Here is a 19,618-nt window from a genome sequence, read left to right as displayed (position 1 = left end):
TTTTTCAAAAAAATGAGAGATGAATCTCAAATCATATCAAAAATAACGGTCAAGAGCACCCAAAGGAATAGTCCAATTCTGAAACTATGTCACGCGTTAACGATTCGGGCTGCCATTAATTTGATGAAAATGTGGGGGTTATCGCAAAATCAGTTCATTTTTTGCGCGCATTAGCTCACCCTCACTTCTCCTCCTGGCGGAATCACCTCAAAGGAGGAGTTTCCGGCCTGATTTCACTGGCAAACTGGCTAAAATCGCAGCATCAAGGACAGCATTATGAAACTTGCCGCCGTTGCGCTGGCGCTAATGCCCGGCATTGCCATCGCCTCAACATGGACTTCTCAGGGACTTCCCGCCTTCGAAGCGGAAGGTACGGGTAAATTCGTCAGCCATGCAGCGTTGACGAAGGGTACTCGTCCTTTAATTCTGAATTTTGACCAACAGTGCTGGCAGCCAGCTGACGCGATAAAACTCAACCAGATGCTGTCGCTTAAACCTTGTGAAGGCGCGCCGCCGCAGTGGCGTTTATTCAAGGACGGCGATTACACGCTTGAAGTCGATACCCGCTCCGGCACGCCAACGCTGATGCTCTCAGTCAAAAGCGCCGCAGACCCCGTCAGTAGCCAAATTCGCCAGTGTCCGAAATGGGATGGTTCGCCATTAACGCTGGACGTCAGTCAGACCTTCCCGGAAGGCGCCGTGGTGCGCGACTACTACAGCAACCAAACGGCGATGGTCAAAAACGGGTCGATTACCCTGCAACCCGCCGCAACCAGTAACGGGTTGTTGCTGCTGGAACGAGCGGAAACCGACGCCCCCGCCGCTTTCGACTGGCATAACGCGACGGTGTATTTCGTCCTGACGGACCGCTTTGTGAATGGCGATCCGGGCAATGACCACAGCTACGGTCGGCGCAACGACGGTATGCAGGAAATTGGCACCTTCCACGGCGGCGATTTACGCGGTCTTGCCAGCAAACTCGACTATCTGCAACAACTGGGTGTCAATGCGTTATGGATCAGCGCGCCGTTTGAGCAAATCCACGGCTGGGTCGGCGGTGGCACCAAAGGCGATTTCCCCCACTACGCCTACCATGGCTACTACACTCAGGACTGGACCACGCTCGACGCCAATATGGGCAACGAAAACGATCTGCGCGCGCTGGTTGACGGCGCTCACCAGCGCGGCATCCGTGTCCTGTTTGATGTCGTGATGAACCATACTGGCTACGCCACGCTGGCGGATATGCAGGAATATCAGTTTGGGGCGCTGTACTTATCAGGCGATGAGCTGAAAAACACGCTCGGCGAACGCTGGACGGACTGGAAGCCAACTGCCGGGCAGAGCTGGCATAGCTTTAATGATTACATCAACTTCAGCGATAAAGCCGGTTGGGAAAAATGGTGGGGCAAAAACTGGATCCGCACCGATATTGGCGATTACGACAACCCTGGTTTTGACGACCTGACCATGTCGCTGGCTTTCCTGCCCGATCTGAAAACCGAATCCACCACGCCTTCCGGCCTGCCTAATTTTTATCAGCACAAACCGGATACTCACGCTAAAGCGATCGCCGGCTACACGCCCCGTGATTATCTGACCCACTGGCTCAGTCAGTGGGTGCGCGATTACGGAATTGACGGCTTTCGGGTCGATACCGCCAAACACGTCGAGCTTCCCGCCTGGCAGCAGCTCAAAACACAGGCCAGCGCGGCGCTGGTCGAATGGAAGAAAGCCCACCCGGACAAAGCCCTGGATGATAAACCCTTCTGGATGACCGGTGAAGCCTGGGGCCACGGCGTCATGCAAAGCGACTATTATCGTCACGGTTTCGACGCGATGATCAATTTCGACTATCAGGAGCAGGCGGCGAAAGCCGTTGATTGTCTGGCAAATATGGATCTCACCTGGCAACAGATGGCGGAAAAACTGCAGGATTTCAACGTTCTGAGCTATCTCTCCTCCCATGATACCCGGCTGTTTCGCGAGGGTGGAGACAAAGCCGCCGAGCTATTGCTGCTGGCGCCTGGGGCCGTACAACTGTTTTACGGTGACGAGTCGGCCCGGCCTTTCGGCCCCACGGGGTCCGATCCCTTGCAGGGTACGCGCTCAGAGATGAACTGGCAGGACGTGACCGGGAAATCTGCCGCCAGCGTCGAACACTGGCAACGTATCAGCCAGTTCAGGGCCAGACACCCCGCCATTGGCGCCGGTAAACAAACCACACTGACATTGAAGCAGGGGTACGGATTCGTCCGTGAGCATGGCAACGATAAAGTCATGGTGGTGTGGGCCGGTCAGCCCTGATCCTGACGGGCTTCTCGTACTCGCTGATGCGAGAAGCCCAATTCACGATAAAAAACTAGTCAGATAAAAATCTGCAGCACAAAACATTAATCCAGCCTGATACCCCTGATTTGCACCCCGCCATAGGTAGCGCTATGGTTAGCCACTTTACTACTCAGCTCGACAGACCACCTGCTATGACATTCTCACTTTTTGGCGACAAATTTACCCGCCATTCAGGCATCACACGCCTGATGGAGGACCTCAACGATGGCTTACGCACACCAGGCGCCATCATGCTCGGCGGCGGTAATCCGGCGCAAATCCCAGAGATGAAAAATTACTTTCAGTCCCTGCTGGCAGATATGCTGGAAAACGGCAAAGCCGCTGATGCGCTTTGCAATTATGACGGTCCACAAGGTAAAACCGAGCTACTGGCCGAGTTGGCGAAACTGCTACGTGAGAAGCAGGGTTGGGATATCGAGCCACAAAATATTGCACTGACAAATGGCAGTCAGAGCGCATTTTTCTACTTATTCAATCTCTTCGCCGGACGCCGCGCCGACGGAACAACGCAAAAAGTGTTGTTCCCATTAGCGCCGGAATATATTGGCTATGCCGATTCCGGGCTGGAAGAAGAACTCTTTGTCTCTGCACGCCCAAACATCGAATTGTTACCAGAAGGTCAGTTCAAGTATCACGTTGATTTTGAACATCTGCACATCGGTGTAGAAACGGGGATGATCTGCGTGTCGCGCCCGACTAACCCGACAGGCAACGTGATCACCGACGAAGAACTGATGAAGCTGGATCGGCTGGCCAACCAGCACGGCATCCCGTTGGTGATCGATAATGCATATGGCGTACCGTTCCCTGGCATCATTTTTAGCGAAGCCCGGCCGCTGTGGAACCCCAACATTGTGCTGTGCATGAGCCTTTCTAAGCTGGGTCTGCCAGGCTCCCGCTGCGGCATCATTATCGCCAATGAAAAAATCATCACCGCCATCACCAATATGAACGGCATTATCAGCCTTGCGCCCGGCGGAATGGGACCGGCGATGATGTGCGAAATGATTAAACGTAATGATCTTCTGCGCCTTTCTGAGACGGTGATCAAACCGTTTTATTACCAGCGCGTTCAGCAGACAATTGCGATCATTCGCCGCTATTTACCTGAAGATCGCTGCCTCATTCACAAACCAGAAGGGGCGATTTTCCTGTGGTTATGGTTTAAAGATTTGCCGATCACCACCGAGCTGCTGTATCAGCGCCTGAAAGCGCGCGGCGTACTGATGGTTCCCGGTGACTACTTCTTCCCGGGGCTGGATAAACCCTGGCCGCATACCCATCAGTGCATGCGCATGAATTACGTTCCGGAGCCGGAGAAAATCGAGGCTGGCGTGAAGATTCTGGCGGAAGAGATCGAGCGCGCCTGGCTGGAAGGCTAACGCAAATCCCGACCCGAGCGCGGGTCGGGTCGCTTCACAGCGGCAGCGAACGCAGACGCTGTCGCTGCATACTGACAGCATCAATACACTGCAAGGCACTGGTCGGGCAGGCTTCTACACATGCAGGTCCCGTCTCGCGATGCCAGCACAAATCACATTTTATCGCCTGCGCCCGTGACGTTCGTGCGACAACGTTCATCGCCCCAAACGGACACGCGATCATGCAGCTTTTACAGCCAATACACTGCGCCTGTTCAACGAAGATATGTCCATGTTCACGACGAATTGCGTGGGTTGGGCACACGTTAGCGCAGGGAGCATCTTCGCACTGATGACAGGCAACTGCCGTCGTAAAGGCGTCGTCTTTAATCACCCGAATCCGCGGGATAAACGCCTCAGAGGAGACCGATGCGCAATCCTGATTTTCCTGATGTGCGACAACGCAGGCAACTTCGCAGGTACGACACCCAATACATTTTGCCGCATCCGCCATAATAAACTCGTTCATTGCCCCCTCCGTCAGAGTGAAAACCACAGATTGCCAGAGAGAGACTCCCTGCTGCCTTGATCGGACAGGGGAAACGGTTAAATTTTGTCAGGTGACTGAACGATGTCAGGCATGCGCCTAATCGCGAACGGTAAAGCCCAGCTCATTGGAAATTGCCTGAGCGGTTTCGCGTAGCGGCTTGAGTAAATTCTTTTCCCCTACCTGCTTCAGACGCGAGGTAGAAAGTGAAATCGACACCGAATATGGCACCCGACCGTGAATATCAAACACCGGCACGGCAATACAGGAAACCCCCAGCTCGTTCTCTTCCCGATCCATCGCCATACTGCTTTCGCGGATTTGCGCCAGTTCATCGTACATCGCCGGTAAACCAGTGATGGTATTGCGGGTCAGCGGCTGAATCAGATCCTGATGGCTCTCCCAGTAGGACGCCACGTAATCCGCATGTCCAAACGCCATATAGATTTTGCCCATCGCGGAGCAGTACAGCGGCATATGCTGGCCGATATAGGCGCGGGTACGCAGCATGCCCGTCGTCGGCTCGAGCTTATAGATCAAAATAGCGTGGTCATCTTCACGGCTGGAGAAGTTGATGGTTTCGCCGGTGGCAATATTCAGCGCTTCAAGGTGCGGTGCGGCGACATGGATGATATTCAGTGACGACAGCGCCTTCTGCCCAACGGCGATAAATTTAGTGGTCAGCCGATAGCTGCCCGCAGCGGGTGCGGGTGTGACATAGCCGCAGGATTGCAATCCTTGCAAGAGTCGATGCACGGTACTTTTGTTCAGCCCCGCCAGTTCAGACAGGTGGGCCAGCGGGCACCCATTCGGATAGTTGCTCAGGATCTCAATCAACATCAAACCACGGAACAGGCTCTGACTTCCGGCTGGCCTCTCTTTGTCTTGCGTTATTTCACTCTCTTTTGTGCCCATTTTTTCCGCTCCCCTTTTCGTCGCGCTCTGATGTTAGCGCAAAGTGTGTTTCAGTTCACGATCTGAACCGAAAAAACACAACTGTTTGATTTTGCAGATTTTAAAAAACAGGCCACCCCGTTGATCTGTTAAATTTTGATCGCTATATTTGAAATCAGATTTCGCATAGTGAAATTTAGAGATAAAAAAGCGATCAAATTTAAACAAGGAAACAGGAATGAAAGTCACCTTTGAACAGTTAAAAGATGCGTTCAATCGGGTACTGCTGGCACGCGGTATCGCCGCTGAAACCGCAGATGCCTGTGCAGAAATGTTCGCCCGCACCACCGAATCCGGCGTCTATTCGCATGGCGTCAACCGTTTTCCCCGCTTCATTCAGCAACTGGATAACGGCGACATCATTCCTGAAGCCAAACCACAGCGCATCACCAGCCTGGGGGCGATTGAGCAATGGGATGCCCGGCGTTCGATCGGCAATCTGACGGCGAAAAAGATGATGGACCGAGCCATTGAATTGGCCTCCGATCACGGTATTGGTCTGGTGGCGCTACGTAACGCCAACCACTGGATGCGCGGCGGCAGCTATGGCTGGCAGGCCGCGGAGAAAGGTTACATTGGTATCTGCTGGACCAACTCAATTGCCGTCATGCCGCCGTGGGGTTCAAAGGAGTGCCGCATTGGCACTAACCCGCTGATTGTCGCGATCCCCTCCACGCCAATCACCATGGTTGATATGTCGATGTCGATGTTCTCCTACGGCATGCTGGAAGTGAATCGCCTGGCCGGTCGCGAACTGCCGGTAGACGGTGGCTTTGACGATGAAGGTAATCTCACCAAAGAGCCTGGCGTTATCGAAAAAAATCGTCGCATTCTGCCAATGGGTTACTGGAAAGGTTCAGGTCTGTCGATTGTGCTGGATATGATCGCCACCCTGCTTTCTGACGGCTCTTCTGTTGCGGAGGTCACTCAGGATAACAGCGACGAATATGGCGTTTCGCAGATTTTCATCGCCATTGAAGTGGATAAGCTGATCGATGGCGCCACGCGCGATGCGAAACTCCAGCGGATTATGGATTTCATCACCACCGCCGAACGCGCTGATGAAAACACGCCTGTTCGTCTGCCAGGCCACGAGTTTACAAAGCTACTGGAAGAAAATCGCCGTAACGGCATCACCGTTGATGACAGCGTCTGGGCAAAAATTCAGACGCTGTAAGGAGCAACCCCATGATCTTTGGACATATCTCACAGCCTAATCCGTGTCGTTTGCCCGAGGCGATTGAAAGAGCGCTCGACTTCCTGCGCACCACGGATTTCCGCAAACTTGAGCCGGGCGTGGTGGAGATCGAGGGTAAAAATATCTTCGCGCAGATTATCGATTTAACCACGCGTGACGCTGCCGAAAATCGCCCTGAAGTACATCGCCGCTATCTGGATATTCAGTTTTTAGCCTGGGGTGAAGAAAAAATCGGTATCGCCATTGATACCGGAAATAATCAAATCAGCGAATCGTTATTAGCACAGCGCGATATTATTTTTTATCACGCCAGCGAACATGAATCTTTTATTGAAATGATTCCGGGAAGTTACGCCATATTTTTCCCGCAGGATGTTCATCGCCCCGCATGTCATAAAACTGTCGCCACGCCGATCCGCAAAATAGTCGTGAAGGTTGCTATTTCAGTTTTATAAAAGGAGCACAAAAATGAAAGCTAATACTACCGGTTATATTATCGGTGCGTACCCTTGTGCACCCTCATTTCACCAAAAGAGTGAAGAGGAAGAGAAAGAATTCTGGCGTCAACTCTCCGATACCCCGGATATTCGCGGACTGGAGCAGCCCTGCCTTGAGCATCTGCATCCGTTAGGTGACGAGTGGTTATTGCGCCATACCCCAGGCGAGTGGCAAATCGTGGTCACAGCGATTATGGAGACCATGCGCCGTCGCGGCATCAATAGCGGTTTTGGGCTGGCCTCCAGCGACGAAGAGCAGCGTCAGGCCTGTGTGGCGTATTACCGCCATCTGCACCAGAAAATCAACCGTATTAATGCGGCCAGCGCCGGGAAAATAATCACCCTTGAACTGCATGCCGCTCCGCTGGCAAGCAACCCAAATGTCGCTCAGGCCACCGACGCGTTTGCCCGTTCGCTCCAGGAAATTACCCGTTGGGACTGGTCCTGCGATCTGGTGCTGGAACATTGCGATGCTATGACTGGCCCCGCGCCACGCAAAGGATTTTTGCCGTTAGAAAACGTACTGGACGCGATCGCCGGTTACGACATCAGCGTGTGTATTAACTGGGCGCGATCGGCGATTGAAGGGCAGGACCTCGCCCTACCGCTGGCCCACACGCAACAGGTCCAACGGGCCGGGAAACTGGGCGCGCTGATGTTCTCCGGCACGACAATTACAGGAGAATACGGCGAGTGGCAGGACCTGCACGCGCCGTTTGCTCCTTTCTGCCCGCAGAGCCTGATGACCGCCGATCATGCCCGCGAATTATTCACCTGTGCAGGAACCGAACTATTGCAATTTGCCGGTATTAAATTGCTGGAAATAAATGCCAATGCAGATGTGACCCATCGCGTAGCGATATTACGCGACGGCATCGCTGCATTAAACAAAGCAAAACTATAAAAATAACATACTACTCTACGAGAATATTAATATGAACATGACCTCTCGCCCTACACTCAAAGATATACCCCGTCAGCGCTGGCTGCGGATTATTCCCCCGATTCTGATCGCTTGTATTATCTCTTATATGGACCGCGTTAATATCGCATTTGCGATGCCCGGCGGTATGGATGAGGAATTAGGTATTTCCGCCACCATGGCCGGTCTGGCCGGGGGAATTTTCTTCATCGGTTATCTGTTTTTACAGGTTCCCGGCGGAAAAATTGCCGTACACGGCAGCGGCAAGAAATTTATCGGCTGGTCGCTGGTTGCCTGGGCGGTTATTTCCGTTCTGACGGGATTGATCACTAATCAGTATCAACTGCTGGTTTTGCGTTTCTTACTCGGCGTGGCCGAAGGCGGCATGCTGCCGGTGGTGCTGACGATGATCAGTAACTGGTTCCCCGACGCCGAACGCGGTCGCGCCAATGCGATTGTGATTATGTTTGTGCCTATTGCCGGGATCATTACCGCCCCGCTCTCGGGCTGGATAATCACCGTACTCGACTGGCGCTGGCTGTTCATCATTGAAGGTTTACTCTCCGTCGTCGTTCTGGTGCTGTGGGCCTATACCGTTTACGACCGTCCGCAGGAAGCGCGCTGGATCTCTGAGGCGGAGAAAAATTACCTGGTAGAAACCCTGGCCGCCGAGCAAAAAGCGATTGCCGGAACAGAGGTCAAAAATGCCTCTCTGGGCGCGGTGTTGTCCGACAAAACCATGTGGCAGCTTATCGCCCTGAACTTCTTCTATCAGACCGGGATTTATGGTTACACCCTGTGGCTGCCGACCATCCTCAAAGAGTTGACCCACAGCAGCATGGGGCGAGTTGGCATGCTCGCTATTCTGCCGTACGTCGGCGCGATTGCCGGGATGTTCCTGTTCTCTTCCCTCTCTGACCGGACCGGTAAACGCAAGCTGTTCGTCTGCCTGCCGCTGATTGGCTTTGCCCTGTGCATGTTCCTCTCTGTAGCGCTGAAAAATAACGTCTGGCTGGCTTATGCCGCGCTGGTTGGCTGCGGATTCTTCCTGCAATCAGCCGCGGGGGTGTTCTGGACTATTCCGGCGCGTTTGTTCAGCGCGGAAATGGCCGGTGGCGCACGTGGGGTCATCAATGCGTTGGGGAACCTTGGCGGTTTCTGCGGTCCTTACGCGGTCGGCGTACTTATCACCCTGTACAGCAAAGATGCTGGCGTTTACTGCCTGGCCGTCTCACTGGCTCTGGCCGCGCTGATGGCGCTGCTGCTGCCGGCGAAATGCGATGCGGGCGCAGCTCCGCTAAAGACACTGAATCCACATAAACGCACAGCCTGAAACAATGCCCGGGGGCGCTGCGCTCACCGGGCCTACAAAACCAATAAATACCCAAGGCCGGATACGCACAGCGCCATCCGGCAAAAATGAGATAACAAAGATGAGTGATAGAGAGACCTTTTGGCTGGGGATCGATTGTGGCGGTACGTATCTGAAAGCTGGTTTGTATGATGCCAAAGGTCATGAGCATGGAATTAACCGTCAATCGTTGCAGACCGTATCGCCATTACCGGGTTACGCCGAACGCGATATGCGCCAACTGTGGCAACAGTGTATCGCCACCATTGCCGGGCTGTTGAAACGCACCGGCGTATCCGGTGAACAAATCAAAGGCGTCGGTATCTCCGCTCAGGGCAAGGGACTGTTCCTTCTTGATAAACAGGATAAGCCGCTGGGTAATGCCATTCTCTCTTCCGACCGACGGGCGATGGACATCGTTCAGCGCTGGCAGCAGGATGGGATCCCCGCACAGCTCTACCCGATCACCCGCCAGACATTGTGGACCGGACATCCCGCATCCCTCCTGCGCTGGGTGAAAGAAAATGAACCGCAACGCTACGCGCAAATCGGCTGCGTCATGATGGGCCATGACTACCTGCGCTGGTGTTTAACCGGCGTGAAAGGCTGCGAAGAGAGCAACATCTCCGAGTCAAATCTCTACAACATGACGACAGGTCAGTACGACCCGCGTCTGACCCAGTGGCTGGGCATCAGTGAAGTCGACAATGCGCTACCGCCCATTGTCGGTTCAGCAGAAATATGCGGGGAAATCACCGCTCAAACGGCTGCCATAACCGGTCTGGCGGCGGGTACACCCGTCGTCGGCGGTCTGTTTGATGTGGTTTCCACCGCACTCTGCGCCGGGATCGAAGATGAACACACCCTCAACGCGGTGATGGGGACCTGGGCTGTCACCAGCGGGATCGCTCACGGCCTGCGCGACCACGAAGCGCATCCTTACGTCTATGGCCGCTATGTCAATGACGGGCAGTACATCGTTCACGAAGCCAGCCCGACCTCTTCCGGCAATCTGGAGTGGTTTACCGCCCAATGGGGCGAACTCTCTTTTGATGAGGTCAACCAGGCCGTTGCCAGCTTGCCGAAAGCCAGTAGCAATCTTTTGTTCCTGCCTTTTTTGTATGGCAGTAACGCCGGGCTGGAGATGACCAGCGGTTTTTATGGCATGCAGGCTTTACACACTCGCGCCCACTTATTGCAAGCCATCTACGAAGGCGTGGTTTTCAGCCATATGACCCATCTCAACCGCATGCGCGAACGTTTTACGCAGGCGCATACCCTGCGCGTTACCGGTGGCCCGGCGCACTCCAACGTCTGGATGCAAATGCTGGCGGACGTCAGCGGTTTACGTATCGAACTGCCGCAGGTTGAAGAGACCGGCTGCTTTGGCGCAGCGCTCGCTGCCCGCGTCGGCACCGGTGTTTATCACAATTTCAGCGATGCCCAGCGCAGCTTACAGCATCCGGTACGCACCCTGTTGCCGGACGCCGCGGCGCATGCGAACTATCAGCGCAAATACCGCCAATACCAGAATTTAATTACCGCACTGCAGGGCTATCACGCCCGTATTAAGGAGCACGAATAATGAGTCGACCATTACTGCAACTGGCGCTTGACCACACGAATCTGCAAGCGGCCCAACGCGATGTCGCTCTGTTACAGGAAAGTGTCGATATCGTTGAAGCCGGCACGATTCTCTGTTTAACCGAAGGTCTGGGCGCGGTGAAAGCGCTGCGCGCTCAGTGCCCAAATAAAATTATCGTCGCCGACTGGAAGGTGGCCGACGCAGGTGAAACCCTCGCCCAGCAAGCGTTTGGCGCAGGCGCCAACTGGATGACCATCATCTGCGCCGCGCCCCTCGCTACCGTAGAAAAAGGTCATAGCGTCGCACAGTCCTGCGGCGGTGAAATTCAGATGGAACTGTTCGGCAACTGGACCCTGGATGATGCCCGCGACTGGTATCGCGTTGGCGTTCGCCAGGCGATTTATCACCGTGGACGCGATGCGCAGGCCAGCGGTCAACAGTGGGGGGAAGTGGATCTGGCGCGGATGAAGGCGCTTTCCGATATTGGTCTGGAGCTGTCGATTACCGGTGGTATTACGCCCGCCGACCTGCCGCTGTTTCGCGACATCAACGTCAAAGCCTTTATCGCCGGACGCGCGCTGGCGGGAGCACAAAACCCGGCGCAGGTGGCCGCCGAATTCCATGCGCAAATCGACGCCATCTGGGGAGCACAGTATGCGTAACCATCCGTTAGGTATCTATGAAAAAGCGCTGGCGAAAGACCTCACCTGGCCGGAACGGCTGGTGCTGGCGAAAAGCTGCGGTTTTGATTTCGTTGAAATGTCGGTAGATGAAACCGATGAACGTCTGTCTCGCCTTGACTGGACTCCTGCCCAGCGTGCATCGCTGGTGAGCGCGATGCTGGAAACCGGCGTGGCCATTCCCTCCATGTGCCTGTCAGCCCACCGCCGCTTTCCCTTTGGCAGTCGCGATGAAGCCGTCCGCGTCCGGGCACGCGACATCATGACCAAAGCCATCCGCCTGGCCCGGGATTTAGGTATTCGTACCATTCAACTGGCCGGTTATGACGTCTATTACGAAGAACATGACGAAGGTACACAGCAGCGCTTTGCCGAGGGGCTGGCATGGGCAGTTGAGCAAGCCGCCGCCGCGCAGGTGATGCTGGCGGTAGAAATCATGGATACCGCATTTATGAACTCGATCAGCAAGTGGAAAAAGTGGGATGAAATGCTCTCATCGCCGTGGTTCACCGTCTACCCGGACGTGGGCAACCTCAGCGCCTGGGGTAACGACGTCAAAGCTGAATTGACGTTGGGCATCGACCGTATCGCCGCTATCCATCTGAAGGACACGCTGCCGGTAACCGAAACCCATCCGGGCCAGTTTCGCGATGTACCCTTTGGCGAAGGATGCGTGGACTTTGTGGGCATCTTCAAAACGCTGCATGAGCTGAACTATCGCGGATCGTTTCTGATTGAAATGTGGACGGAAAAAGCAAAAGAACCGGTGCTGGAAATTATCCAGGCCCGACGCTGGATAGAAGACCGTATGCAGGAAGGAGGTTTTCCATGTTAGAACAACTGAAAGCCGAGGTGTTGGCAGCGAATCTGGCGCTGCCGGCACATGGTTTAGTCACCTTTACCTGGGGTAACGTCAGCGCAGTGGATGAAACACGCAAACTGATGGTTATCAAGCCATCCGGCGTGGAATATGACGTGATGACCGCCGACGATATGGTGGTGGTGGATATCGCCAGCGGCAACGTGGTTGAAGGCAGTAAAAAACCCTCGTCTGACACGCCAACCCATCTGGCGCTGTATCGCCGTTACCCAGAGATCGGCGGCATTGTGCACACGCACTCACGCCACGCGACAATCTGGTCGCAAGCGGGTCTTGATCTCCCGGCATGGGGTACCACGCATGCCGATTACTTTTACGGCACTATCCCATGCACCCGACTGATGACCGTGGAAGAGATCAACGGTGAATATGAATACCAGACCGGCGAAGTCATCATTAAAACGTTTGAGCAACGGGACCTGAACCCGATGCAGGTTCCGGCGGTACTGGTGCATTCACACGGCCCGTTCGCCTGGGGTAAAAACGCCGCGGATGCTGTGCATAACGCCGTGGTACTAGAGGAGTGCGCTTATATGGGGCTGTTCTCACGCCAGTTGGCCCCACAGTTACCGGATATGCAGCCTGAGTTGCTGGATAAACACTATCTGCGTAAACACGGCGAGAATGCCTATTACGGACAGTAGCATGTCAGGCGCTATTGATATGTTCTTTGCAATAGCGCCGTTTCCAGGCCGCGGGCGTCAGGCGCATACGCTGACGTTCATTCCGTGGTTTAGCTGGGCAAACCGTGGTGAAGGCGAAATGCGAATCTGGATAAACGAGCAGTAATGATGACGATGGATGGCGGCAGTTAGCCCCATCCGTCAAGGCATCATGAAAAGATTGCCCTCCTCCCTGAGGACAAACGGGTGAGAATCAGAAACGCCAGGTCAGACCGGACATCAGGGTAAAGCTGTCATCGCGATCAACCATCGGGCTATTTTTAATGTCATCCGGCAGCACGCTATAGTTGGCGCTGGCCAGCAGCGTCAGGTTGCTGGTCAACGCGTATTTAGCGGACAGGCCAACATACGGTGTCCAGCTGTCCCCTGGGGAGTAGCTTGATAACCCACTACGGCGGGATTCATTGCCAGAGATGCCGTAGTAATATTCGTTGAAGTTTTCGTCATAGTAGAGCACGCCAATCGCCGGCGTCAGCGTCAGCTTGCCCATTGGCATTTGGCGGAACATAGACATTTCCGCCACCCAGCCATTGCTGTTATCCAGCACATCCGCTGCGGCAGAGACCTTCACGCTACCCCATTTTTCATGGTGATACCATGCAGCACCCGCCATCGCGGTTGCATCACGCTTGTCCAGCTGCTTCATCGCATGATCGTCGTTATCACCGGGATCAAACTCAAGCGGCATGTAGGAAGCAGTAATGCTAAATTCATTACTTTCACTTTTTGAAAGAATATAGCCTAACGTTGTTTGCCTAAAATAAAATGATTCACTTTCATAACTGATAAGCGGTACTGCATGAACATTATCATTATATCCACGATAAGGAGATTCATTATATACAGCGCCACCGCCAATAGAAAACTCTGCGGCAGTTGCACTCGCCATAAAAGAAAAGGCGAACAGCGCCACAATATTGCGTTTAATTAACATGCCAACATTCCATTTTAAAATAAGCCACAAAGCGGGTGCATAATAATGCTTACAATTTCATCGATGCAACTTCCATATTTATATAGTAATATATACAAACATATATATATTGGGTTTGGCGATGAACAAATTACAACTCAAACACCGGGAACTGAAGATTATTTCGGTAATTGCTGCCAGTGAAAACATCAGTCATGCCGCTACGGTTCTCGGCATCGCACAGGCTAATGTCAGCAAGTACCTTGCTGATTTTGAATCAAAAGTTGGGCTAAAGGTCTTTGATCGCACCACCCGCCAGTTGACCCTGACGCCCTTTGGTGTAGCGCTGCTACCTTACATCAATGACATGCTGGACAGAAACGAGCAGCTAAATAGTTTCATCGCTGATTATAAGCATGAAAAACGTGGCAAGGTAACGGTATATGCACCAACCGGAATTATTGCTTACTTATCGCAACATGTTATTGCAAAAATTCAGGATATCGGTGGTATTACTCTCTCGCTGAAAACCTGCAATCTTGAACGGAAAGCATTTTATGAAGGTGTAGATTTCCCGGATGATTGTGACGTTTTAATTACCTATGCGCATCCCAAAGATGAATCACTGGTCGCCAGCTTTATTACCAAATATGCAGTGATGGCGTTTGCCAGCCCTGAATATATCAAACAGCATCCCATTAACAGCCCTGATGAGCTGGAAAATCATTCCTGTATTTTAATCGACTCCATGATGATTGATGATGCCAATATCTGGCGCTTCAGCTCCGCCGGCGGCAAGGAAATGCATGATTATCGGGTGACCGGAAACTACGTCTGTGACAATACGCAATCCGCGCTGGCGCTGGCGCGTAATCATCTGGGCATTGTTTTTGCGCCTTATGCGAGTATACAAAAAGACGTTCAGTCCGGATTGTTGGTTCCCTGTTTCTCCGAACAGCACGAATGGTGGCTGGATTTAGTGGCGATTTTCCGCAAGCGTGAATACCAGCCCTGGCGTGTACAGTTTATTCTCGACGCAATGTTAGCGGAGATACGTCAGCAGCTTACTCAGACGCTACAGCTGTCTGAGTAAGCTAAATAGCCTGCACCTAGTGGTCGAGATACAGGTAATGCACCCAGCTGGTCATCCGCAACAAGACTTTGCGCATGATTGACACATGTTCGAAGTGATCAGAGTAAACGGCGACCTGGGCGTAAATCCCATCAGGTAACGCGCTCACGTCCGCATTGTCGTTCAGCTCAATCGTGGCGATCACCCCTTCTGAACCGGGCGTAGAGTTTAAGGATTGCAACGCCCCGTTCGACTGGTATGTACCACCCGGTACAGCCGGGCTGATAGCCGCCAGTTTGCCGCTAAATACCTTCCCCGGCAGGGCGTTAAACACCACTTCCGCTTCATCGCCTGGCTCCAGTCGCAGCAGTGAGTTTTGACGGAACTGGGCGATAATTTGCCGTTTCTGTTCCGGGATAAACACCATCACCGGACGCATAGGCAGCGCGGCGGCATAGGTTCCGGGGCGCATCAACACCTGCGTAACGTAACCATCGCTGGGCGCACGAACCACGGTCTGGTCAAGGTTAAACTCCGCTTCGGCGAGTTGTGCCTTCAGGCTGGCAATTTGCGAATTTTCACCCAGTACCAGGCTGTCTAACTGGCTCTGGATTTGCTGTTGCTCCGCAATAGACGATTTCACCGATGCTTCCTGCGCCAGATAGTTTTGGCGTGCCGCATCGATATCGCGTTCAGAAAAAGGGTTGACCTTCGCCTGACTCCCCTGCGCATAGCGCTGGTAATCTTTTGCCAGCTTGTCACGCGTGGCCTTTGCCTGCTGCGTGTTGGCTTTCATTTCGTCTAGCTGCGCAACCAGCGCCTGCTCTTTATGCTGAGCGGTGACAATATCGGCTTTCAGGCGATCAACCCGCGCCTGATAACGTCCAGGATTAAGTTTAAACAGAACTTCGCCTTTTTTGATCAGCGTATTCTTCTTATCTGTCACTTCCGTTACAACACCCGTGACCTGCGGCACGACGGGAATAGAAATTACCGCTTTTTGCGCCTTAAAGGTATACGGATGGTTATAATTCATCAGTAATATAAGCCCGCAAACAATGAAAATACCACCCAATGCTGCAGTGGGTACCGTCCATTTATTTACAGGAATTTTAAAAATTTTAAATATCGACCATGCGCATGCCACATAGGTCAGAACAATCAGTAAATCCATCGATATTACTCCGCCGGAGAGGTCTTAACCTCATCCAGTTTCTTTTCCAGGTCGGCAACCCGCGCCTGAAGCTGGATCAGGGAAGAATCCGCGCTCTGCATACCCCACCCGCGCTCCGGGCGATAAAGCGTTGCCCAGATCCATAAAAAGGGCCAAATAACATGTAAGGTAAACAAGCTAACCCAGCCCGCAACATGTATTGCGTCGGCATGAGGATGGTTACGTTTCTTTGCAATAAGATAGGGAATATCATGCAGAATAATAATCCCGTAAAAAATGACCAGGAATACAAAAATAAGCACTCCTAATGCAAAATAATCAAGGAACATATTTGCCTCAGGGATTTAAATTAAAGAACTTGGCTGCTATTTATTTAAAAAATAGAGTTGATAATAGTAGTGGAATGACCAGATTGGATGCAATGGGGTTATTTATATAACGATATATGAGTTTCTATATATACCCGTCGTCTTTCGAGCTGCTTCTTTGTTGGCTGCGTTCACTCACCCCAGTCACTTACCGGAGTAAGCTCCTGGGGATTCCCTCTCTTGCCGCCTCGAAGCAACACGAAATCCATAGGGTACCCTTGTCATACTTTGAACTGCAGGACATAACTTGATGCCCGGTACGCTAAATGCGACCGGGCGGTAAGTGACGGGATATTAAAACAGCCCCAGCGGTTTATCCGAGTAGCTCACCAACAGGCATTTGGTTTGCTGATAGTGCTCAAGCATCATTTTGTGTGTCTCGCGCCCAATGCCCGACTGCTTATAGCCGCCGAACGCCGCATGTGCCGGATAAGCATGGTAGCAGTTGGTCCAGACACGCCCTGCCTGAATCCCGCGGCCCATCTTGTACGCGAGATTTCCGTTACGGCTCCAGACGCCAGCGCCAAGTCCATATTGGGTGTCATTGGCAATTTCCAGCGCTTCGTCCATGGTTTTAAAGGTCGTAACAGCCAGCACCGGGCCGAAGATCTCCTCCTGGAAAACCCGCATGTTGTTCTTACCAAACAGAATGGTCGGTTCGAGGTAGTAACCCTCTTTTAACTCACCATCCAGTTGCTTACGCCGTCCACCGGTCAGGACATCCGCCCCTTCTTTCTTACCAATATCGATGTAATTCAGAATGGTTTCCAGTTGACCATGCGACACCTGCGCGCCCATTTGCGTCACACTGTCTAACGGGTTGCCGCTACGGATACTCTCCACCCGGCGAATGGCTCTTTCCATAAAGCGTTCGTAAATGGATTCCTGTACCAGCGCGCGGCTCGGACAGGTACACACTTCGCCCTGGTTGAAGGCAAACAGCGCAAAGCCTTCCAGCGCCTTATCAAAGAACGCATCTTCTTCATCCATCACGTCCGCGAAGAAGATATTGGGCGATTTCCCACCCAGCTCCAGGGTGACGGGAATAATGTTCTGCGTAGCGTATTGCATGATCTGCTGGCCGACTTCCGTTGAGCCGGTAAACGCCACTTTCGCAATACGTTTAGACGTCGCCAGATATTCACCGATTTCCCCACCCGCACCGTTTACCACGTTCACGACACCAGGCGGGAGCAGATCGCCAATGACCTCCATCAGCAGCAGCACGGACAGCGGCGTCAGGCGCGCGGGTTTAAGCACCACGCAGTTACCCGCCGCCAGCGCGGGCGCCATCTTCCAACTGGCCATTAGCAGCGGGAAGTTCCACGGGATAATTTGCCCGACCACGCCAAGAGGCTCATGGAAATGATAAGCCACGGTCTCACTATCAACCTCGCTGATTCCCCCTTCCTGCGCACGAATACAGGAGGCGAAATAGCGGAAATGGTCAATCGCCAGCGGCACGTCTGCCGCGCTGGTTTCACGGATGGGTTTACCGTTATCCCAGGTTTCTGCCGTCGCCAGCAGTTCCAGATTTTGTTCCATACGATCGGCGATTTTAAACAGAATCGCCGCTCTGTCCTGCACGGATGTCTGCGCCCATTTATCTTTTATTTTGTGCGCGGCATCCAGTGCCAGATCGATATCCTTCTTACCGGAAGAGGCCACTTCGCACAGCAATTGCCCGGTGACCGGCGTCAGGTTTTGGTAATACTCGCCGTCCACCGGCGCGACCCAGTCACCGCCGATAAAGTTATCGTATCGGGCCTTTAACTTCAGAGGGTAACCATACTCGCCGGGATAAATACGCGTTGAAGGGGGGTTATTGGTCATGACCGTCTCCTTGCTGTAGGGGTACTACAAGGGTAGACGGGGCTGGCGAATAATTCGCCAGCCTTTTACTGCTTTACGACAGGTATCACGAATTACATCGCAGCGCGATAAATCGCCATGATTTCGTCATGAGTCGCCTGAATCGGGTTAGTGAAACCACAGGCGTCTTTCAGGGCATTGGTCGCCAGAACGGCAAAATCTTCTTCCTTCACGTTCAGCTCACGCAGACCGGCCGGAATATTCACTTTCTGCGCCAGTTCACGGATCGCCGCGATACAGGCTTCCGCCCCTTGCTCTTCACTCAGTCCAGCCACGTTAACGCCCATCGCAGCCGCGCAATCACGCAGACGAGCGGCAGCCACTTTGCTATTGAAAACCTGTACATGCGGCAGCAGCACGGCGTTACATACACCGTGTGGCAGATCGTAGAAGCCACCCAACTGGTGCGCCATGGCGTGCACGTAACCCAGAGAGGCGTTGTTAAATGCCATGCCTGCGAGGAACTGTGCGTAAGCCATGGCTTCACGTGCCTGAGCATTGCTGCCATCTTCAACGGCAACCGGCAGATTTTCCGCAATCATGGTGACCGCTTTCAGCGCGCACGCATCGGTAATTGGGGTTGCAGCAATAGAAACGTAGGCTTCGATAGCGTGGGTCAGCGCATCCATTCCGGTGGCCGCCGTCAGAGACTTCGGCATACCGACCATCAGCGAGGAGTCATTGACCGACAGCAGCGGAGTGACGTGCTTGTCGACAATCGCCATTTTGATATGGCGTTCTTCATCGGTAATGATGCAGAAACGGGTCATTTCAGATGCCGTACCCGCCGTGGTGTTGATGGCAATCATCGGCAACTGCGGTTTTGCAGAGCGGTCAACGCCTTCGTAATCGCCGATATAGCCACCGTTAGCGGCCACCAGCGCAATGCCTTTCGCACAATCGTGTGGCGAACCGCCGCCGAGAGAAATAACGCTATCACAGTCGTTTTCTTTCAACATTTTCAGGCCAGCAGCTACGTTACTGGTCGTCGGGTTAGGATGCGTACCATCGTAAATTACGCTGAAAATATCATGTTCCTGTAATGCTTTTTGAATCTCGCCAGCCATACCTAATTTGGTCAACATGGCATCCGTGACAATCAGCGTGCGGCGAAAACAATATTCAGCCATGGTATTCATCGCGTCTTTTAATGAATCAGCGCCGATTATATTCACAGAAGGAATAAAAAATGTTGAAGCAGCCATTGTA

General features: G+C 53.1%; 18 protein-coding genes and 1 pseudogene. 12 read left to right on the top strand and 7 right to left on the bottom strand.

From position 1 onward, the window contains the following. Positions 1 to 276 precede the first annotated feature (276 nt). Both malS and avtA read left to right on the top strand, forming a co-directional pair. On the top strand, positions 277 to 2,307 hold the full coding sequence (gene malS / locus AC534G_RS00895) for an alpha-amylase (RefSeq protein WP_110496540.1): 2,031 nt from the start codon (positions 277 to 279) through the stop codon (positions 2,305 to 2,307). Between the two features lie 176 nt (positions 2,308 to 2,483). Further along, positions 2,484 to 3,734 (top strand): valine--pyruvate transaminase, encoded by a 1,251-nt coding sequence (gene avtA / locus AC534G_RS00890; RefSeq protein WP_110496538.1) that lies wholly within the window; start codon positions 2,484 to 2,486, stop codon positions 3,732 to 3,734. Positions 3,735 to 3,768: 34 nt separating this feature from the next. Here avtA and AC534G_RS00885 read toward each other — a convergent pair whose 3' ends face one another. Continuing rightward, positions 3,769 to 4,242: a 4Fe-4S dicluster domain-containing protein gene (locus AC534G_RS00885; protein ID WP_069323734.1), complete on the bottom strand. Its 474-nt coding sequence runs from the start codon at positions 4,240 to 4,242 to the stop codon at positions 3,769 to 3,771. Between the two features lie 117 nt (positions 4,243 to 4,359). Continuing rightward, on the bottom strand, positions 4,360 to 5,175 hold the full coding sequence (gene yiaJ / locus AC534G_RS00880) for an IclR family transcriptional regulator YiaJ (protein ID WP_110496536.1): 816 nt from the start codon (positions 5,173 to 5,175) through the stop codon (positions 4,360 to 4,362). A 217-nt stretch (positions 5,176 to 5,392) separates the two neighbouring features. Here yiaJ and yiaK point away from each other — a divergent pair, with 217 nt between their 5' ends. From yiaK to AC534G_RS00835, 9 genes and pseudogenes are all read left to right on the top strand, one after another. Further along, positions 5,393 to 6,391: a 3-dehydro-L-gulonate 2-dehydrogenase gene (gene yiaK / locus AC534G_RS00875; protein WP_038635224.1), complete on the top strand. Its 999-nt coding sequence runs from the start codon at positions 5,393 to 5,395 to the stop codon at positions 6,389 to 6,391. An 11-nt stretch (positions 6,392 to 6,402) separates the two neighbouring features. Next, positions 6,403 to 6,867 (top strand): YhcH/YjgK/YiaL family protein, encoded by a 465-nt coding sequence (locus AC534G_RS00870; RefSeq protein ID WP_087857199.1) that lies wholly within the window; start codon positions 6,403 to 6,405, stop codon positions 6,865 to 6,867. Positions 6,868 to 6,880: 13 nt separating this feature from the next. Continuing rightward, positions 6,881 to 7,813, top strand: a complete 933-nt coding sequence (locus AC534G_RS00865; protein ID WP_110496532.1) for a DUF4862 family protein — start codon at positions 6,881 to 6,883, stop codon at positions 7,811 to 7,813. 31 nt (positions 7,814 to 7,844) lie between these two features. Then, the gene (locus tag AC534G_RS00860; RefSeq protein ID WP_496594476.1) at positions 7,845 to 9,164 is read left to right on the top strand and encodes an MFS transporter; all 1,320 of its coding nucleotides are present in this window, start codon (positions 7,845 to 7,847) and stop codon (positions 9,162 to 9,164) included. Between the two features lie 100 nt (positions 9,165 to 9,264). Then, positions 9,265 to 10,767, top strand: coding sequence for an FGGY-family carbohydrate kinase (locus AC534G_RS00855; protein WP_085049086.1), 1,503 nt, complete (start codon positions 9,265 to 9,267; stop codon positions 10,765 to 10,767). Beyond that, complete coding sequence (gene ulaD / locus AC534G_RS00850) at positions 10,767 to 11,429, top strand: 3-keto-L-gulonate-6-phosphate decarboxylase UlaD (protein WP_069323730.1); 663 nt, start codon at positions 10,767 to 10,769, stop codon at positions 11,427 to 11,429. Before AC534G_RS00855 ends, ulaD begins: the two co-directional genes overlap by 1 nt. Next, on the top strand, positions 11,422 to 12,282 hold the full coding sequence (locus AC534G_RS00845; RefSeq protein ID WP_069323729.1) for an L-ribulose-5-phosphate 3-epimerase: 861 nt from the start codon (positions 11,422 to 11,424) through the stop codon (positions 12,280 to 12,282). Before ulaD ends, AC534G_RS00845 begins: the two co-directional genes overlap by 8 nt. Next, complete coding sequence (araD, locus tag AC534G_RS00840) at positions 12,276 to 12,971, top strand: L-ribulose-5-phosphate 4-epimerase (RefSeq protein WP_110496530.1); 696 nt, start codon at positions 12,276 to 12,278, stop codon at positions 12,969 to 12,971. Before AC534G_RS00845 ends, araD begins: the two co-directional genes overlap by 7 nt. Before the next feature lie 55 nt (positions 12,972 to 13,026). Next, positions 13,027 to 13,116: pseudogene (locus AC534G_RS00835) on the top strand (hypothetical protein); the annotation flags it as partial. 87 nt (positions 13,117 to 13,203) lie between these two features. Here AC534G_RS00835 and AC534G_RS00830 read toward each other — a convergent pair. Further along, positions 13,204 to 13,944, bottom strand: coding sequence for a MipA/OmpV family protein (locus tag AC534G_RS00830; RefSeq protein WP_038635252.1), 741 nt, complete (start codon positions 13,942 to 13,944; stop codon positions 13,204 to 13,206). A gap of 121 nt (positions 13,945 to 14,065) precedes the next feature. Between AC534G_RS00830 and AC534G_RS00825 the strand changes: the two genes are divergently transcribed. Beyond that, positions 14,066 to 15,016 carry a LysR family transcriptional regulator gene (locus AC534G_RS00825; protein WP_110496528.1) on the top strand — a complete coding sequence of 317 codons (951 nt, stop codon included), beginning with the start codon at positions 14,066 to 14,068 and terminating at the stop codon, positions 15,014 to 15,016. A 16-nt stretch (positions 15,017 to 15,032) separates the two neighbouring features. On the opposite strand, the gene AC534G_RS00820 is transcribed toward AC534G_RS00825, so the two are convergent. From AC534G_RS00820 to yiaY, 4 genes are all read right to left on the bottom strand, one after another. Next, positions 15,033 to 16,169: an HlyD family secretion protein gene (locus AC534G_RS00820; RefSeq protein WP_038635258.1), complete on the bottom strand. Its 1,137-nt coding sequence runs from the start codon at positions 16,167 to 16,169 to the stop codon at positions 15,033 to 15,035. 5 nt (positions 16,170 to 16,174) lie between these two features. Continuing rightward, positions 16,175 to 16,498, bottom strand: a complete 324-nt coding sequence (locus AC534G_RS00815; protein ID WP_038635261.1) for a DUF3302 domain-containing protein — start codon at positions 16,496 to 16,498, stop codon at positions 16,175 to 16,177. A gap of 333 nt (positions 16,499 to 16,831) precedes the next feature. Then, the gene (gene aldB / locus AC534G_RS00810; RefSeq protein WP_038635264.1) at positions 16,832 to 18,370 is read right to left on the bottom strand and encodes an aldehyde dehydrogenase AldB; all 1,539 of its coding nucleotides are present in this window, start codon (positions 18,368 to 18,370) and stop codon (positions 16,832 to 16,834) included. Positions 18,371 to 18,462: 92 nt separating this feature from the next. Next, positions 18,463 to 19,614: an L-threonine dehydrogenase gene (gene yiaY, locus AC534G_RS00805; protein WP_496594475.1), complete on the bottom strand. Its 1,152-nt coding sequence runs from the start codon at positions 19,612 to 19,614 to the stop codon at positions 18,463 to 18,465. Positions 19,615 to 19,618: the final 4 nt, after the last annotated feature.

Source organism: Citrobacter sp. CRE-46 (genome assembly GCF_059615875.1).
This window is presented reverse-complemented; position numbering and strand designations above follow the sequence as displayed.

Bases quoted from the DNA above. Each gene is read 5' to 3' on its own strand.
- malS (WP_110496540.1), top strand. From the start codon at position 277: ATGAAACTTGCCGCCGTTGCGCTGGCGCTAATGCCCGGCATTGCCATC.
- avtA (WP_110496538.1), top strand. From the start codon at position 2,484: ATGACATTCTCACTTTTTGGCGACAAATTTACCCGCCATTCAGGCATC.
- AC534G_RS00885 (WP_069323734.1), bottom strand. From the start codon at position 4,242: ATGAACGAGTTTATTATGGCGGATGCGGCAAAATGTATTGGGTGTCGT.
- yiaJ (WP_110496536.1), bottom strand. From the start codon at position 5,175: ATGGGCACAAAAGAGAGTGAAATAACGCAAGACAAAGAGAGGCCAGCC.
- yiaK (WP_038635224.1), top strand. From the start codon at position 5,393: ATGAAAGTCACCTTTGAACAGTTAAAAGATGCGTTCAATCGGGTACTG.
- AC534G_RS00870 (WP_087857199.1), top strand. From the start codon at position 6,403: ATGATCTTTGGACATATCTCACAGCCTAATCCGTGTCGTTTGCCCGAG.
- AC534G_RS00865 (WP_110496532.1), top strand. From the start codon at position 6,881: ATGAAAGCTAATACTACCGGTTATATTATCGGTGCGTACCCTTGTGCA.
- AC534G_RS00860 (WP_496594476.1), top strand. From the start codon at position 7,845: ATGAACATGACCTCTCGCCCTACACTCAAAGATATACCCCGTCAGCGC.
- AC534G_RS00855 (WP_085049086.1), top strand. From the start codon at position 9,265: ATGAGTGATAGAGAGACCTTTTGGCTGGGGATCGATTGTGGCGGTACG.
- ulaD (WP_069323730.1), top strand. From the start codon at position 10,767: ATGAGTCGACCATTACTGCAACTGGCGCTTGACCACACGAATCTGCAA.
- AC534G_RS00845 (WP_069323729.1), top strand. From the start codon at position 11,422: ATGCGTAACCATCCGTTAGGTATCTATGAAAAAGCGCTGGCGAAAGAC.
- araD (WP_110496530.1), top strand. From the start codon at position 12,276: ATGTTAGAACAACTGAAAGCCGAGGTGTTGGCAGCGAATCTGGCGCTG.
- AC534G_RS00830 (WP_038635252.1), bottom strand. From the start codon at position 13,944: ATGTTAATTAAACGCAATATTGTGGCGCTGTTCGCCTTTTCTTTTATG.
- AC534G_RS00825 (WP_110496528.1), top strand. From the start codon at position 14,066: ATGAACAAATTACAACTCAAACACCGGGAACTGAAGATTATTTCGGTA.
- AC534G_RS00820 (WP_038635258.1), bottom strand. From the start codon at position 16,169: ATGGATTTACTGATTGTTCTGACCTATGTGGCATGCGCATGGTCGATA.
- AC534G_RS00815 (WP_038635261.1), bottom strand. From the start codon at position 16,498: ATGTTCCTTGATTATTTTGCATTAGGAGTGCTTATTTTTGTATTCCTG.
- aldB (WP_038635264.1), bottom strand. From the start codon at position 18,370: ATGACCAATAACCCCCCTTCAACGCGTATTTATCCCGGCGAGTATGGT.
- yiaY (WP_496594475.1), bottom strand. From the start codon at position 19,614: ATGGCTGCTTCAACATTTTTTATTCCTTCTGTGAATATAATCGGCGCT.